The sequence below is a fragment of the Vibrio sp. B1ASS3 genome, from assembly GCF_905175355.1.
Taxonomy (GTDB): Bacteria; Pseudomonadota; Gammaproteobacteria; order Enterobacterales; family Vibrionaceae; genus Vibrio; species Vibrio owensii.
On record NZ_HG992742.1, the window covers coordinates 1,136,398 to 1,151,481 of the forward strand.

Annotated in this window: 13 protein-coding genes; 12 read left to right on the forward strand and 1 reads right to left on the reverse strand. The window is 45.6% G+C overall.

Going from position 1 to position 15,084, the window contains the following annotated elements; genetic code table 11:
- Positions 1-77: 77 nt before the first annotated feature.
- From KJB05_RS05280 to purF, 7 genes are all read left to right on the forward strand, one after another.
- Entirely contained in the window at positions 78-4,616 is a 4,539-nt protein-coding gene (locus KJB05_RS05280; protein ID WP_213053104.1) for a FimV/HubP family polar landmark protein, read from the forward strand.
- Between the two features lie 90 nt (positions 4,617-4,706).
- On the forward strand, positions 4,707-5,501 hold the full coding sequence (gene truA, locus KJB05_RS05285; RefSeq protein ID WP_005439796.1) for a tRNA pseudouridine(38-40) synthase TruA: 795 nt from the start codon (positions 4,707-4,709) through the stop codon (positions 5,499-5,501).
- Positions 5,502-5,697: 196 nt separating this feature from the next.
- Complete coding sequence (accD, locus tag KJB05_RS05290) at positions 5,698-6,624, forward strand: acetyl-CoA carboxylase, carboxyltransferase subunit beta (RefSeq protein ID WP_005439795.1); 927 nt, start codon at positions 5,698-5,700, stop codon at positions 6,622-6,624.
- 46 nt (positions 6,625-6,670) lie between these two features.
- Entirely contained in the window at positions 6,671-7,933 is a 1,263-nt protein-coding gene (folC, locus tag KJB05_RS05295) for a bifunctional tetrahydrofolate synthase/dihydrofolate synthase (protein ID WP_208445907.1), read from the forward strand.
- Positions 7,934-7,947: 14 nt separating this feature from the next.
- The gene (locus tag KJB05_RS05300) at positions 7,948-8,541 is read left to right on the forward strand and encodes an SPOR domain-containing protein (protein ID WP_009707340.1); all 594 of its coding nucleotides are present in this window, start codon (positions 7,948-7,950) and stop codon (positions 8,539-8,541) included.
- Between the two features lie 61 nt (positions 8,542-8,602).
- Positions 8,603-9,094, forward strand: a complete 492-nt coding sequence (locus tag KJB05_RS05305; protein ID WP_009707339.1) for a CvpA family protein — start codon at positions 8,603-8,605, stop codon at positions 9,092-9,094.
- Positions 9,095-9,130: 36 nt separating this feature from the next.
- On the forward strand, positions 9,131-10,645 hold the full coding sequence (gene purF / locus KJB05_RS05310) for an amidophosphoribosyltransferase (RefSeq protein WP_005439792.1): 1,515 nt from the start codon (positions 9,131-9,133) through the stop codon (positions 10,643-10,645).
- A 66-nt stretch (positions 10,646-10,711) separates the two neighbouring features.
- Here the strand turns inward: purF and KJB05_RS05315 are convergent, their stop codons facing one another.
- Entirely contained in the window at positions 10,712-11,587 is an 876-nt protein-coding gene (locus tag KJB05_RS05315; RefSeq protein WP_005439791.1) for a LysR family transcriptional regulator, read from the reverse strand.
- Between the two features lie 283 nt (positions 11,588-11,870).
- Here KJB05_RS05315 and KJB05_RS05320 point away from each other — a divergent pair, with 283 nt between their 5' ends.
- The 5 genes from KJB05_RS05320 to apt all read left to right on the forward strand — a co-directional run bounded on the left by KJB05_RS05320 (position 11,871) and on the right by apt (position 15,080).
- On the forward strand, positions 11,871-12,977 hold the full coding sequence (locus KJB05_RS05320) for a response regulator (RefSeq protein ID WP_038896106.1): 1,107 nt from the start codon (positions 11,871-11,873) through the stop codon (positions 12,975-12,977).
- Positions 12,978-13,143: 166 nt separating this feature from the next.
- Positions 13,144-13,578 (forward strand): IS200/IS605 family transposase, encoded by a 435-nt coding sequence (gene tnpA / locus KJB05_RS05325; protein WP_033007908.1) that lies wholly within the window; start codon positions 13,144-13,146, stop codon positions 13,576-13,578.
- Between the two features lie 237 nt (positions 13,579-13,815).
- On the forward strand, positions 13,816-13,947 hold the full coding sequence (locus KJB05_RS28855; RefSeq protein WP_005380608.1) for a hypothetical protein: 132 nt from the start codon (positions 13,816-13,818) through the stop codon (positions 13,945-13,947).
- A 15-nt stretch (positions 13,948-13,962) separates the two neighbouring features.
- A complete protein-coding gene (locus tag KJB05_RS05330) occupies positions 13,963-14,367 on the forward strand; it encodes a YbaN family protein (RefSeq protein WP_033006063.1) in 405 nt (134 codons plus the stop codon).
- Positions 14,368-14,534: 167 nt separating this feature from the next.
- The gene (apt, locus tag KJB05_RS05335; protein WP_005452085.1) at positions 14,535-15,080 is read left to right on the forward strand and encodes an adenine phosphoribosyltransferase; all 546 of its coding nucleotides are present in this window, start codon (positions 14,535-14,537) and stop codon (positions 15,078-15,080) included.
- Positions 15,081-15,084 lie beyond the last annotated feature (4 nt).

Below are 15,084 nucleotides of genomic sequence, written 5' to 3' on the forward strand. Positions count from 1 at the left end.
ATAGTTTTGCGTGCTTTATCCGATATATTTAACCGATCACCATTTCAAATTGTTACTAGCACCTAACTGAGCCTTCTATGCGTCAAAATTATAAGCGTTTGTTAGCAGCCCTTGTGCTGATGAGCGCGACTCAGACATCATCAGTGGTTCAAGCCGAAGGTATTCGTCTTGTAGGACCCTCTGGTGAAGTGCAAGCATCTCCGAGCTACGCTGAGGAGATTGAACGAGCGTTACCTGCTCCACCTGAAAATGACCAACCGTCGCGTTTCTTCGGTCCGACTGGTCAAAACGAGACTCTCTGGTCGATTGCTTCTGAATTACGACCTTCTCGAAATGTTTCCGTACAACAAACGCTACTCGCCATTTATCGCATAAACCCTCAAGCGTTTGATAAGCAAAATATCCACGAGCTTATTCCAGGAAGTCGCTTGCGTGTGCCTTCTCTAGAGCAAGTGCAAAGTGCGACAACGGCACAAGCGATTGCGATCATGAAAGCGCATGAAGCTCGCCTTACTCAGCCAAAACCAACGCCTGCTCAGCCTGCGAAACCGAAAGTTGAGCCGCCGAAGCCTGTGGTTGAAGCGCCAAAGCCAGAGCCTAAACCAGAGCCAGTTAAGCCTGAAACGCCGAAACCGGAGCCAATTAAAGCGGTAGAACCAACCACTCCAGTACCTGCAGTGAGCACATCACCTGAGGGTGAAAAGCAAGTCAGTGCGTTAAAAGACAAGCTGCAAGGTTCGCAAAGTGAGTTGGAATCTTTAGAAGAGAAGAACCATCGCCTGCGTTTAATGCTTTCTGAAGTACAGAGTGAAGTCGAAACGCTAAAAACCTCGCTCAACGATGAAGAACGCATTCGCTCGGAAGTAGAAAAACTGCTGGCAGAAGAGCGCCAACGTGTCGCTGAACAACAACGCATGCAACCAAGCACCATGGACAAAATTTTGTCGAATGGTTGGCTTGTTGGTCTTGCTGCGTTAATTCCTGGTGCTCTGATTGCGTTGCTAGTCGTCATGCTGCTTGGTCGACGCTCTAAAGCGAAAGAGGAAGAAGCGGCTGCACAAGAACAGCAAAACGTTGATCCTCTTGCGGCGCCAATCGGTTTAGCTGCTGCTGATGAATTAGATGAAGAGCTAAGCCTAGATGATGACCTGTTCGGCGATGACGACGAAACAGAAAACCTATTCGAACAAGAAGAACAACAGCCTGAAGAAGAGGACGTTTTCGGTAACCTCGATGACGATGACCTCGACTTCAATCTAGAAGGCGACGATGGCGAAGACCCATTCGCGGGTATTGGCGATGATGGCGAGCTGGATGTTGGTTTCGATGAGTTTGACTCTTCTAGTAATGGCATCAAAGTCAATGGCGAAGAAAAAGCCCTTGGTCTTGAAGAGATGGAGCGCGCACTCGATGAGGTGACGCCTGAGCTTGAAGTGCTCGATGACGATGATGATGCAGGCTTCGATCTTTCTGACGAAGACGGCTCTGATGCAATGTCTGACGACGCCTTTGCTGAGTTGCTCGCTGCAGATGATCCTGCGGAAGAGTTACAAAGTAATGCGCTTGATCAAGCGATGCTCGATGATCTATTTGCTGACCTTGATGGTGACGATCTCAACTTAGACGTTGAAGATGATAAGCCAACGGTATCAGAAACCGCATTCTCTGCAGGTGAAGCGACAGATGACGACATCGACAAGTTGCTTGCACAGTACGAACAGCCAACGCCAAAAGACACTGATGATGATTTGTTTGATGAGCTAGAAACGTTATCTGGTTTATCTGAAAGCGATTCAAGTGAAGAAGAAGCATCAGCGTTACTTGATGAGTTGATCGGTGAAGACGATGGCGAACCGCTTAACGAACTTGATCCACTTGAAGAGTTGGAAGACATCGCAGGTTTAAGCGAAGAGCCTACCATCGATGAAGACAGCACAGATTTACTTGATGAGCTCATTGGTTTTGATGATGAAGACTCCTCCGATGATGACTTTGACCCGCTTGATGAGCTAGAAAAGCTGTCGGGCTTCGATGGTGACGATTCTCTAGAAGACATTGATGAAAACAGTGTTGATCTGCTGGACGAACTGCTTAGCGACGAGAGCGTAGAAGAGCAGGACGAAACAAGCAGTGAAATCGATCCATTTGATGAACTGATTCGTGAAGATGACGAGTTAGAGCAAGCAGAAAACAAGCTTAGTGACGACGATCTCCTTGCTTCGTTAGGCTTTGATGATCTAGAGCCAGAAGCTGAAGAGAGTGCTCAAAAACCTCAGCCAATGACAGATGTTGAGCCTGCTGCCGATCTGGAAGAGGAAAAAGCAGCGCTTGGTCTCGATTCTGGTTTGGATATTGATGCTCTGCTGAGTGAGAACCAACCTGAAGTTGATAACCAAACTCAGGCAGAACTTCCAAGTGAGCCGATTGAACAAGAGCAACCAGAATCAATTGATGATTTTGATAGCCAAGATTTCTTAGGCGACCTTGAGGACGTTTCCCCAGAGCATGATCCGTTAATGACGGAGCTTGATGAGCTATTCGAAAGTAACAACGAAGCGTTGCTACCAAGTGAGCAAGAGCGTTCAGACTTTGCAGCAGAACTTGATGCTTTAATTGGTGAAGAGCCAGTAGCAAGTGAGAATGCGGAGCAGCAATCAGAAGCTCCGGCTGAACCATTGGTTGAAGATAACGAACTAGCAGAAAAGACAGTTGAAGAGCATTCAGCTGAAGTTTCTGAAGCGTTAGATCCTCAAGCAGAAAGCTTAACGGAAGCGTCTCAGCCACAAGAAGAAACGATGGTAGAACCGGAAACTGAGCCGGCTCCAGCGTTCACGCCAACACCAAATACGGTTGAAAACGAATTTGGAATTCCTCAAGAGGAAGATTGGCTGGTTGATGAGATAGAACCTGAAAACAAAATTGAACAAGAACCCGTAGCGGCAAGCTCGACTGAATCGGCTATTGATGAAGAGGAGTTCAGCTTCGACGAGTTAGAACTTCCAGAGTTCAACGAAGAGGATGCACTGGCGTCAATGGCCAAAGAGCCTGCGCTAGCGGAATCTGAAATCGCTGAGCCTCAAGCGCCAGTTGCGGAAGCAGAAGAAGAGTTAAACTTCGATGAGTTAGAGCTTCCTGAGTTCAACGAAGAGGATGCACTGGCTTCAATGGCCGATGAGCCAGCGTTAGCGGAATCTGAAATCTCTGAGCCTGAAGCACCAGTTGCGCAAGAAGAAGAGTTCAACTTTGATGAGCTAGAGCTTCCGGAGTTCAACGAAGAAGACGCATTGGCTTCGATGGCCGAAGAGCCTGCGTTAGCGGAACCTGAAATCGCTGAGTCTGAAACGCCAGTTGCGGAAGCAGAAGAAGAGTTCAACTTCGATGAGTTAGAGCTTCCGGAGTTCAACGAAGAAGACGCATTGGCTTCAATGGCAGAAGAGCCTGCGCTAGCGGAATCTGAAATCGCTGAGCCTGAAGCACCAGTTGCGCAAGCAGAAGAAGAATTCAACTTCGATGAGTTAGAACTTCCAGAGTTCAACGAAGAAGATGCATTGGCTTCGATGGCCGATGAGCCTGCGCTAGCGGAATCTCAAATCGCTGAGCCTCAAGCGCCGGTTGCGGAAGCAGAAGAAGAGTTCAACTTCGATGAGTTAGAACTTCCAGAGTTCAACGAAGAAGACGCATTGGCTTCGATTGCTGAAGAGCCAGCGCTAGCGGAATCTGAAATCGCTGAGCCTCAAGCGCCAGTCGCGGAAGCAGAAGAAGAGTTCAACTTTGATGACTTCGAACTACCAGAGTTCAATGAAGAAGATGCTTTGGCATCAGTGACAGAAGAGGTAGCAAGTTCTGATTCTGACACTGTTGAACCTGAGGTTGTTAAAGAGCACTCAGAAGTCTCTCAAGCTGTACAACAAGCAGAGAATGACCATGACGCTCTGTTTGAAGTCTTCGCGCAACCAGACGCTTTCAGTGCCGATTTAGAGCCTGAGCCGAGCAATGACCTAGAGTCGGAATTAAATGACTTTGAAGAGTCTGCGATGGCGAACTTGTTGTCTGAAAACGCTGAATCTGAAGTATTTGATGGCAAGTTAGACAGCGACACCATTGCAAGTGCAGGTATGGACTTTGAAACCATGCTGGATGTTGGTGACGATTGGGATGGCTTTAAGCTGTCGCCAGAAAACACCTCATCAACGGCAGAGGTTCCAGAAGACCAGCGTGAAGTGTGGAGTTCATCAGAAGCACTTGCACAGCCTGAGATCGCGCAAGAAAACTGGGGTGAGCAAGACGACCTAACCGATTTTGATCCGAAGAAAAATCAATTCATGACCATTGATGAGTTGATGGCTCAGGTAGACAAAGACGGTGGTGAGTTTGAAGAGCAGGAGCTCAAACTCGATGTGGGTTTGAATGAGTTCCCGGATGTGATTGGCGATATTGGTGATGTTGACGTAGATACCAATGCTGAAGCCGCAGGTAAGCTAGACCTAGCAAAAATCTACCTTGAAATGAACGATCCTCAAGGCGCGATTAAACTGTTAGAGGAAGCGATCGTCTACGGTGAGGACGATATTCGCCGAGAGGCTAAAACTCTCATCGACACGATTAACGGTCGATAAGTAAAAAGGGGTAGCAAACGCTGCCCTTTTTTGTATCTGGAAGGACTTACGTATATACTTCCCGCCCCATTTTAGAGTTCGAAGGTTAAAATGAGAATCGCATTAGGTATCGAATACAACGGTACAAACTACTTTGGTTGGCAACGCCAAAGAGACGTGAAAAGTGTCCAAGAAGAGCTAGAGAAAGCATTGTCTGTGGTCGCGAACCATCCTGTCGAAGTACAGTGTGCAGGTCGTACCGATGCTGGCGTACATGGCACTGGTCAGGTCGTTCACTTTGACACCAACGTGAGTCGTAAAATGGTGGCTTGGACCATGGGCGCAAACGCAAACATGCCAAGTGATATTGCTGTCCGTTGGGCAGTGGAAGTGAACGATGATTTCCATGCTCGATTCTCAGCAACCGCACGTCGTTACCGCTACATCATCTTCAACCACGCATTGCGTCCTGGTATTTTAAATTCTGGCGTTAGCCACTATCACGGTGAGCTAGACGAGAAGAAAATGCATGAAGCAGGTCAGTACCTTTTAGGCGAGAACGACTTTAGTTCATTCCGCGCGGCGCATTGCCAGTCGTTGAGCCCATTCCGTAACTTGATGCACCTTAATGTGACTCGTCATGGTGACTACATCGTGATTGATATTAAAGCGAATGCTTTTGTTCATCATATGGTGCGTAACATTACTGGTAGCCTGATCAAAGTAGGTCGTGGCGAAGAAAAACCAGAATGGATTAAGTGGCTACTTGAAGCAAAAGACCGCAAATTAGCAGGTGCAACGGCGAAAGCTGAAGGTCTGTATTTAGTGGACGTGGACTACCCTGAAGAGTTTGGATTACCACAAGTTCCGATCGGTCCGCTGTTTTTGCCAGATAATTTGAACTAAATTTGCGATTTTGTTTCAAAATATCGGTACTTTAGACTGGATACGTGCAGAAACTGTGCGTTATTAATGATATCAAAAATAGGTACAACCAGTTTTTTATCTACAGTCGCGGCAAGATATGTTTTAATCCATCCGCAATATTCCCGAATTTATATCTTTCGCAATGAAGCGGAAGAGTTGAGAGAAAAGGTCTTCCATGAGTTGGCTTGAAAAGATTTTAGAGAAAAGCAACCTAGTAAGTTCACGTAAAGCCTCTATTCCTGAAGGTGTGTGGACCAAATGTACTTCTTGTGAGCAGGTTCTGTACCATGCTGAGCTTGAGCGCAACCTAGAAGTTTGTCCTAAGTGTAATCACCACATGCGCATGAAAGCGCGTCGTCGTCTAGAAACTTTCCTAGATGAAGGTGAACGCGTAGAGCTTGGCACTGAGCTTGAGCCACAAGATAAACTGAAGTTTAAAGATTCTAAACGCTACAAAGAGCGTATCTCTGCAGCGCAAAAGAGTAGCGGCGAGAAAGATGCACTGATCGTAATGCAAGGTGAATTGCTGGGCATGCCACTAGTGGCGTGTGCGTTCGAATTCTCTTTCATGGGCGGTTCAATGGGTTCTGTTGTTGGTGCACGCTTTGTTAAAGCGGTAGAAGCAGCAATTGAAAACAACTGTGCGCTTGTTTGTTTCTCTGCAAGTGGCGGTGCGCGTATGCAAGAGGCACTGATGTCTCTAATGCAAATGGCGAAAACCAGTGCAGCACTTGAACGTCTTTCTGACAAAGGCCTACCATTCATCTCTGTACTGACTGACCCAACAATGGGTGGTGTATCAGCGAGTTTGGCAATGCTAGGTGACATCAACATTGGTGAACCTAAAGCACTTATCGGCTTTGCAGGTCGTCGTGTAATCGAACAGACAGTACGTGAAGACCTTCCTGAAGGCTTCCAACGTAGTGAGTTCCTTCTTGAGCACGGTGCGATTGACATGATCGTTGACCGTCGTGAAATGCGTCAGCGTGTGGGTGGTCTAGTGGCTAAGCTAACTAACCACAAGTCTCCTATGGTGGTTTCGGTTAACGAATCTCCAAATGAAGAACCATATTCTGTACCAGAAGCGGACGAAAAAGGGTAAAGTATCAGCTAACATAAAAACCAAAGAAATTAATGGTTAAAGTTAGATGACCCAAAACTCGATTCCTCAAGCCACATCCTCTCTAACGATGTGGCTTGATTATTTAACAAATCTCCACACTTCAGCTATCGACCTTGGCTTAGACCGTGTTCAAGCGGTAGCGCAAAAAGCCAACCTCACTAAACCTGCTCCTACTGTGATTACTGTTGCCGGCACCAATGGCAAGGGATCGACGTGTGCATTGATGGAAGCCATTCTGTTAGATGCAGGCTACTCAGTGGGTGTATACAGCTCTCCACACCTAATTCGTTACAACGAACGTGTGCGCATCAATGGCGTGGATGCAGAGGACAGCAAACACTGTGAGGCGTTTGATTACGTTGAGCAGCAACGCGGCGATATTAGTCTAAGCTTGTTTGAATTCGGTACGTTAGCCGCACTTCGTATTTTCCAAGTTGAGAAAGTCGACGTAGTTCTGCTAGAAGTTGGCCTCGGCGGTCGTTTAGATGCGACAAACGTTGTGGATCATGATGTCTCTGTTATTACCAGCTTGGCCATTGACCATGTTGATTGGCTTGGTGATGACATCAATGTTATTGGCTTTGAGAAAGCAGGCATCTACCGTACTGGTAAACCTGCGATTTGTGGCCAACCAACGCCGCCAGCAACCGTTGCTGCGCACGCTGATGACATTCAAGCTGAGTTCTTCCAAGTTGGCATCCAGTTTGATTACCAATTGACTGAGAAAGGCTGGAAGTGGACCAGTGGTGCATTTGCATTAGAAGACCTACCAGTTCCATTGCTACCGCTACCTAATGCGGCAACAGCTTTAATGGCACTTGGCGCTTCAGAATTGCAAATCACTGACATTAATATCGTTAATGGCTTGAATAATGCTCGTCTAGCTGGCCGAATGCAGGTTCTGCAAACGGGCCCAGAAATCGTTCTTGATGTCGCGCACAACCCTCACTCAGCTGAATACTTAGTTGAGAAGGTGAAACGCCAATACGCGGATAAGAATATCCACGTTGTGGTCGCGATGCTGCACGATAAAGACATCAAGGCAACAATCGAAGCATTAACTCCAATTGCAACACAATGGTACCCAGCATCGCTAACTGGCCCACGCGCGGCGACAGCAGATGAACTGTGCCAATACTTACCTCAAGGTCAAGTTCAGTTCCAAACCCCAGTCGAAGCGTTTGAGAGTGCGCAGAAACACGCCGCTCAAGCCGATGTTATTTTGGTGGTTGGTTCATTCCATACAGTGGGCGAAGTGTTGGAGCATTGGCAATCAAATAATGAGTAATCAAAGGTAATTTGATGGCAAGTAAATTCCAAAGTCGTTTAGTCGGCACCATCATTCTAGTGGCGGTGGGGGTCATCGTACTTCCAGACGTGCTAGATGGTAAGAAACTGCACTACAAAGAAGAGTTTGCCAGTATTCCTATCAAACCTGAACTTGATAGCGATGTGGAGAACTTCGAAATATTAGAGCCTGTAGAAGATGATGTCTCTTTGCCTGAATCTCCGGTTACGGCAACGGTAGATGAATCTGAAGAGCCTCAAGTTGCCGTTTCGGAGCCAGAACCAGAGCCAGTTACCCAACCAGAAGAAACAAAACAACCTGAACAGGTGGAAGTTGCGGTTCGTCCAGTTGAAGAAAAAAATCAATATGAAGATTCTGCTTGGATCATTCAGTTGATGGCACTGAAAAATCATGAGAATGCTGTTGCATTAGTAGAGGATTTACAGAAGCGTGGTTACCAAGCTCATGTAAAAAAAGAGACAGCTTTTACTCGAGTGATTGTTGGTCCTGATGTATCAAAAAGTAAACTTGAACGACAGGTCAAGGAATTACAAAAAATTACAGGCTCAAAAGGTCAATTGCTTAAATTTAAGCCATTAAATCCATAAGAAAACGTTTGCGTCAGCATTTTTTCTGTTAAAATGCGCGCCAACTTAAGATGAAGAAAACATGAATTGGTTAGATTTTGTCATTTTAGGTGTGATCGGATTTTCAGCTCTGATCAGTTTAGTTCGCGGCTTTGCTAAAGAAGCTTTGTCTTTGGTGATTTGGTTTGGAGCATTTTTTATCTCCAGCAACTACTACGCCAAATTGGCGGTGTACTTCACCAACATCGAAGATGAAATGTTTCGAAACGGAGCCGCAATTGCGGCGTTATTCGTCGCAACCTTAGTGGTTGGTGCAGTGGTGAATTACGTCATTGGTCAACTGGTACAAAAAACAGGGCTATCAGGTACCGATCGAATTCTCGGTATGGTGTTTGGTGGCTTACGTGGAGTGCTGATTGTTTCTGCGGTGCTGTTTTTTATGGATGCGTTTACTGCATTCCCAAGCTCGGATTGGTGGAAAGAGTCACAGTTGGTCCCTGAGTTCAAACTTGTGATTGAGCCATTCTTCGAGCACTTACAAGCAACATCAAGTTTTCTGTCTGGCACTATCTAGTAGTGCCAGCTACTGTCGCAAATCGAGGATTAGGACATGTGTGGTATTGTTGGAATCGTGGGCACAACGCCTGTAAACCAGTCTATTTATGACGCGTTAACGGTGTTACAGCATCGTGGCCAAGATGCCGCTGGTATTTGTACCATAGAAAGCAATCGTTTTCGTCTGCGTAAGGCGAACGGTTTAGTGAAGGATGTGTTCGAAGCAAGACACATGCAACGCTTACAAGGTGAGGTTGGTATCGGTCACGTTCGTTACCCAACCGCTGGCAGTTCAAGTGCCTCTGAAGCTCAACCTTTCTACGTAAACTCTCCTTTCGGTATTACACTTGCCCACAATGGTAACCTGACTAACGCTCATGAAGTTCGTCAGAAGCTGTTTGAAAAAGATCGCCGCCATATCAACACCACTTCAGACTCAGAAGTACTTCTAAACGTACTTGCACATGAGATCGATACGGTAAAAGGTAACGTAACGGCGGATGACGTTTTCCGCGCTGTAACGAATGTACACCGCACAATCCGCGGCGCTTATGCTGTCGCAGCGATGATCATCGGTCATGGCATGATTGCTTTCCGTGACCCACACGGTATTCGCCCTTTATGTTTAGGTAAGCGTGAAGTCGAAGGCAGAACAGAGTACATGGTGGCTTCAGAATCTGTAGCACTGGATGCGGTTGGTTTTGACTTTGTTCGTGATGTCGCACCAGGTGAGGCGATTTACGCAACGTTTGAAGGCGAGTTGTTTACCAAGCAATGTGGCGACAATCCAAAACTGAACCCATGTATCTTTGAATTCGTTTACTTTGCTCGTCCAGACTCATTCATTGATAAGATCTCGGTTTACAGCGCTCGTGTTGAAATGGGTAAAAAGCTGGGTGACCGTATCCGCGAAGATTACGCAGATCTTGATATCGACGTGGTTATCCCAATTCCTGAAACATCATGTGATATTGCGCTGCAAATTGCACAAGCGATTGATAAACCATACCGCCAAGGTTTCGTGAAAAACCGTTACGTCGGCCGTACCTTTATCATGCCGGGTCAACAGCAACGTAAGAAATCAGTTCGTCGTAAACTGAATGCTATTCGTTCTGAGTTCAAAGATAAGAACGTACTGCTTGTCGATGATTCTATTGTTCGTGGCACAACTTCAGAGCAGATCATTGAGATGGCTCGTGATTCCGGTGCGAACAAAGTGTTTATGGTTTCAGCTGCTCCTGAAGTGCGCTTCCCGAACGTTTACGGTATCGATATGCCAAGCGCAACAGAGCTGATTGCACACGGTCGTGATAACGAAACCATCTGTAAGCAAATTGGCGCAGATGCACTGATTTATCAGCGTTTGGATGACTTAGTTGAAGCGGTTGGTCTTGGTAATCAAGACATCACGCAATTCGATACCTCTGTATTTAACGGTGAATACGTGACCGGTGATATCGATCAGCAATATCTAGATTTCCTTGATGGCTTGCGCAACGACGATGCGAAAACGCAACTCGAGATTCAGCAAGATTTAGCAAACCTAGAACTGCACAACGAAGGTGCTTAAATCGCGCTGCTAAAGACATAAAAAAACCAGAGCTTCGGCTCTGGTTTTTTGTATCTGTGCTCAACATTAATGAATGTTGTAGGCGATCACGAAGTCGATGAATAGTCGAACTTTTTCTGGTAGGTGATCTTTGTGGTTGTAAAGCATGTAAATGTCACGCGGGTTTGCGCTCCAATCTGGCAATATGCGCACGAGATCGCCACTTTCGATGTACTCTTTGATCATTACATCAGGCATCAATGTAATGCCAAGACCTTCCGAACAAGAGCTACGAACCACGTTCAGTGCGTTTGCTTGAAAACGACCACGCTCTACGTTCACCACAGACTCGCCCTTGCTGTTAATCAGCGTCCACTTGATAAGTGGTGAACCTTTTAGCAAAGAGTGGTTAGAAAGCTCTTCAGCGTGATTTGGAGCAGGGTTTGCGCTCAGGTAATCAGGACTCGCGACCAGAATGTCTTTCACTTCACCGATTTTACGTGCAATCAGGCTGGAATCACGTTGCGGACCAACACGGAAGATCACGTCCCACTCTGTAGGATCAAGTTGATCGGCGTTGCTTTCCGTTGTCAGTTCGATGTTGATATCTGGGTACTGTTTCATGAACGAATTGAACATCGGCATCATCATGCGCTTCGTCAAGTTGTACGGCGCAGAGATCTTGATCTTGCCCGATGCACCACGGCAATCATCCGTAATTTCCTCTGCTGTCGAGGTTAGGCGTTGCAGCAAAGGTGAGCATTCATGGTAAAAACGTTCTCCGGCTTCAGTCAGAGAAAGTTTACGCGCATGACGGTTCAGCAATCGAAGATTGACAGAGTCTTCAAGCGCTTGAATGCGTCGGGTGATGGTTGCCACCGGAATCATGGTTTTTCGCGAAGTTGCGGTATAGCTCCCATTTTCGACAACCAATCGAAATAGGTTTAGATCATCTAATTTCATATTTCCAGACACATTAAACTACCGTTTATGGCTAATTTATAATTAACTTTGTGATCAAAGTTTGCTTTAAGTCAACATGTTGCGTCATTTGAACACAGCAGGAGGCTCTTAGTAAATACTGATAAACAATGGAATATTTGTATAAACGTCAATTTCAGGCTACGGTTTATAACAAGGTGAAAGGGCCTGACGTCTTGCTGCACAACGTTTCGTAAGATGTGAATACAACAACAATAATAACTTAGAATTTGTTTTTTGACTGAGCTTTGTGAGGTGTAAAGGTATGTTTAAGACTCACAGTCAAACGGCAATGGTCTCGGCGCAGGAAGTGGTCAATCACAAGCTCATCATGTTGGTGGACGATGACCCTATATTTCGTAGAGTAACTAGTGCCTATTTGGAAAGTCAGGGTTTCAAGGTAGTAGAAGCTGAAAATGGCCTAGAGGCGCTTCAGCAGCTGAGGGAGTGCCAGCCTGATCTTGTCTTATGTGACTTATCAATGCCCGTCCTAGACGGAATCGAGTTTGTAGAAGAGGTAAGCCTAGAGTATCCATCTATGCCATTGATCGTGGTATCGGGCACCGACGAGATGTCTGATGTAGCGAAAGCGCTGCGTTTTGGCATTAAAGACTTCTTACCAAAACCAATTGGAAATTATAAACATTTGTCTCAAGCGATCGATAACACGCTTGAGGAAGCAGACTGCCATTATTCTGACCATAGGGATTTCTCCAGCCAGTGGTTTAGAGTTGATGACGGCGGAGAAATGCCTGATGAGCAAGAGCTCCATTGGCACTTAGAGTATTTACAGCAAAACCCGAATGCTGCACGTGATTTGCTCCATGCACTGCTTCCGGAGAAAGATGCATCGCAAGGCGACTGGAAGTGCTCTTACCGATTATTGCAATCTACGGATGTTATGCCGTTGGTGTTTGATTATCGGTGGTTGATGAACGGTCAGTTTGCGTTTTACCTCGTAGATTCAGCATCACTGGAAGAGGATGGGGTAGCGACAACCTTACTCGTGCGTGCTCTGTTTGATGACTACTTACGCAACCTGAAAAGCTTTAGTGCCGATCTGAAAGATATGGTCGAGATTATTGAGAAGGGCATTCAATGCTCGGATTGCGCTGGAGCAGTAAATGCCGTGTTTGGTGTTGCGGATTTGGCGTCATCGACTGTTTCAATTTTACCAGCGGGTCTTGATAGCCAATGGTCTGATGGTCATACGAATCAACATATAGCGGCGGGGAACCGTCTTGGTGATGGCAGTATGAAAAACTTCATCACTCGTGAGCTCCCGATTACGACGAGTGGTCAACTGTCTATTGGCTGTTTAGGAACATCAAGCTTTAGCTTAAACATCGTTCGTTTGAACCGCTTGATGTAAACATAAATCATCTAAATGAAAGCAGCATATCGATGCTGCTTTTTTTGTTTTCAGCCCTAAACCACCTACTTCAGTAGGTGGTTATCATCCGTTTCGGCTTTGCCTGTAAAACTACTCATGCTAAATGCGTCTTTGATTTTTCCAGAAGTCAAAGAGGACAAATAACATGAGTAGATACAATCAAGCTTCCCACGTATTTTGGCGATGTCAATACCATATAGTGTGGACTCCAAAGTATCGATTTAGGATCTTGAAGAACAATATAGGTAAAGAAGTTTATCGATGTATTTATGTTTACTGTAATCAACTTGGATGTGAAGTAGTAGAGTTAAACATACAAGTTGACCACGTGCATTTAGTAGTAAAGATTCCACCAAAGCTATCGATATCCAAGTTGATGGGGGTATTGAAAGGCAAAATAGCCTTAAAGCTATTTAGTAAGTTCCCTCATCTTAGGAAGAACAGGCTTTGGGGTAATCACTTTTGGCAAAGAGGCTATTTTGTCGATAGTGTTGGAATCAATGAAGAAATCATACGCCGATATGTAAGACATCAAGAGAAGCAAGAGCGAGTAGAGCAGCACCAGTTGGCGTTGGATTAAACAAAGGCCCCCTTTTAGGGGGCTCACACAAAGCCACCTTCTTTAGAAGGTGGTAATTTACTTTTTCATTCCGTATCTCCCTCGTTGTTTCCCTTTATAACCTTACTTTTTGTTGGTGTTTAGCGTTTGATGTTTAAGGTATAGTCAGCGCTTAAAACAATAATGACCCATTTGTGCAACGATATTTTAACGACGCATGGTTGGGAGAAGCAAAGTCAACAAGTGAGAAGAAGCATCATGGCAGACAAAGATTTTAAAGAGCCTTATAATATTTTTTACTTTCTAGGTTTCATTGCAGTCCTTTTGATCCCAACTCTACCTGCAACGCTAACCTGGCTTCGCGTAATGAACGGTTACGCAGGTTTTTAATCGAGCGATTGTTTACTGGAGTCCACCATTCGTATTAAGCGTTACTTTTTCAATATTGCTGGTGGACTCTGCATGATACTTGGCATCGCCGGTATCGTTCTTCCTTTATTACCCACCACTCCCTTTATCTTATTGGCAAGCGCGTGTTTTATGCGTGGAAGCCCTGCGTTTCATCGTTGGTTACACGAACACAAAACGTTTGGTCCAATGCTCGATAATTGGCATAAGCACAGAGCCGTTACCCGTAAAGTAAAACAACGTGGAGCGGTATTTATTGTGCTGAGCTTTACCGTATCCATTCTTGTCGCCCCTATCATTTGGGTAAAAATTGCGCTTTTAGTGATGCTAATCGTTTTACTGAGTTGGTTTATGCGTCTACCTGTGACTGAGTTGGTTGCTGACCGAGAAGAAAATCACTAAGATTGTAGAGAATAGTGTGCCCGCTCTTCGAGTGGGCGTTTGTATTTTCAGCGCCTGTGACTTTTTAAGAAAATGAGCTCATAGGGATGAAAACCTATTGTTTGTTGCCCTCATATATACTGCGATAAGAACAGAGGGCGATGAGCCAATCTAAGTAAATCGGTATTATGACTACAGAAACAATTTCACTGATCAAATCTAGCATCAAAAGCATCCAAGACTACCCAAAGCCAGGCATTCTTTTCCGCGACGTGACTAGCCTTCTTGAAGACGCAAAAGCGTACCAAGCAACGATTAACCTTTTGGTTGAGCGTTACAAAGACATGGGCTTCACGAAAGTTGTCGGTACAGAAGCGCGTGGTTTCCTTTTTGGCGCACCTCTAGCACTAGAACTGGGTGTAGGTTTTGTTCCTGTGCGTAAGCCAGGCAAACTTCCTCGTCCAACAGTCGCTCAATCTTACGAGCTTGAGTACGGCGTTGATACGCTAGAAATTCATACTGATGCAATCGTAGAAGGCGATAAAGTATTGGTTGTTGATGATCTGCTAGCAACTGGCGGCACAATTGAAGCAACAACAAAACTGATCCGCCAACTAGGTGGTGAATTAGAGCACGCTGCATTCGTTATCAACCTACCAGAAATCGGTGGTGATAAGCGCCTAGAAGGTCTAGGTCTGAACGTATACAGCATTTGCGAGTTTGAAGGACACTAATACA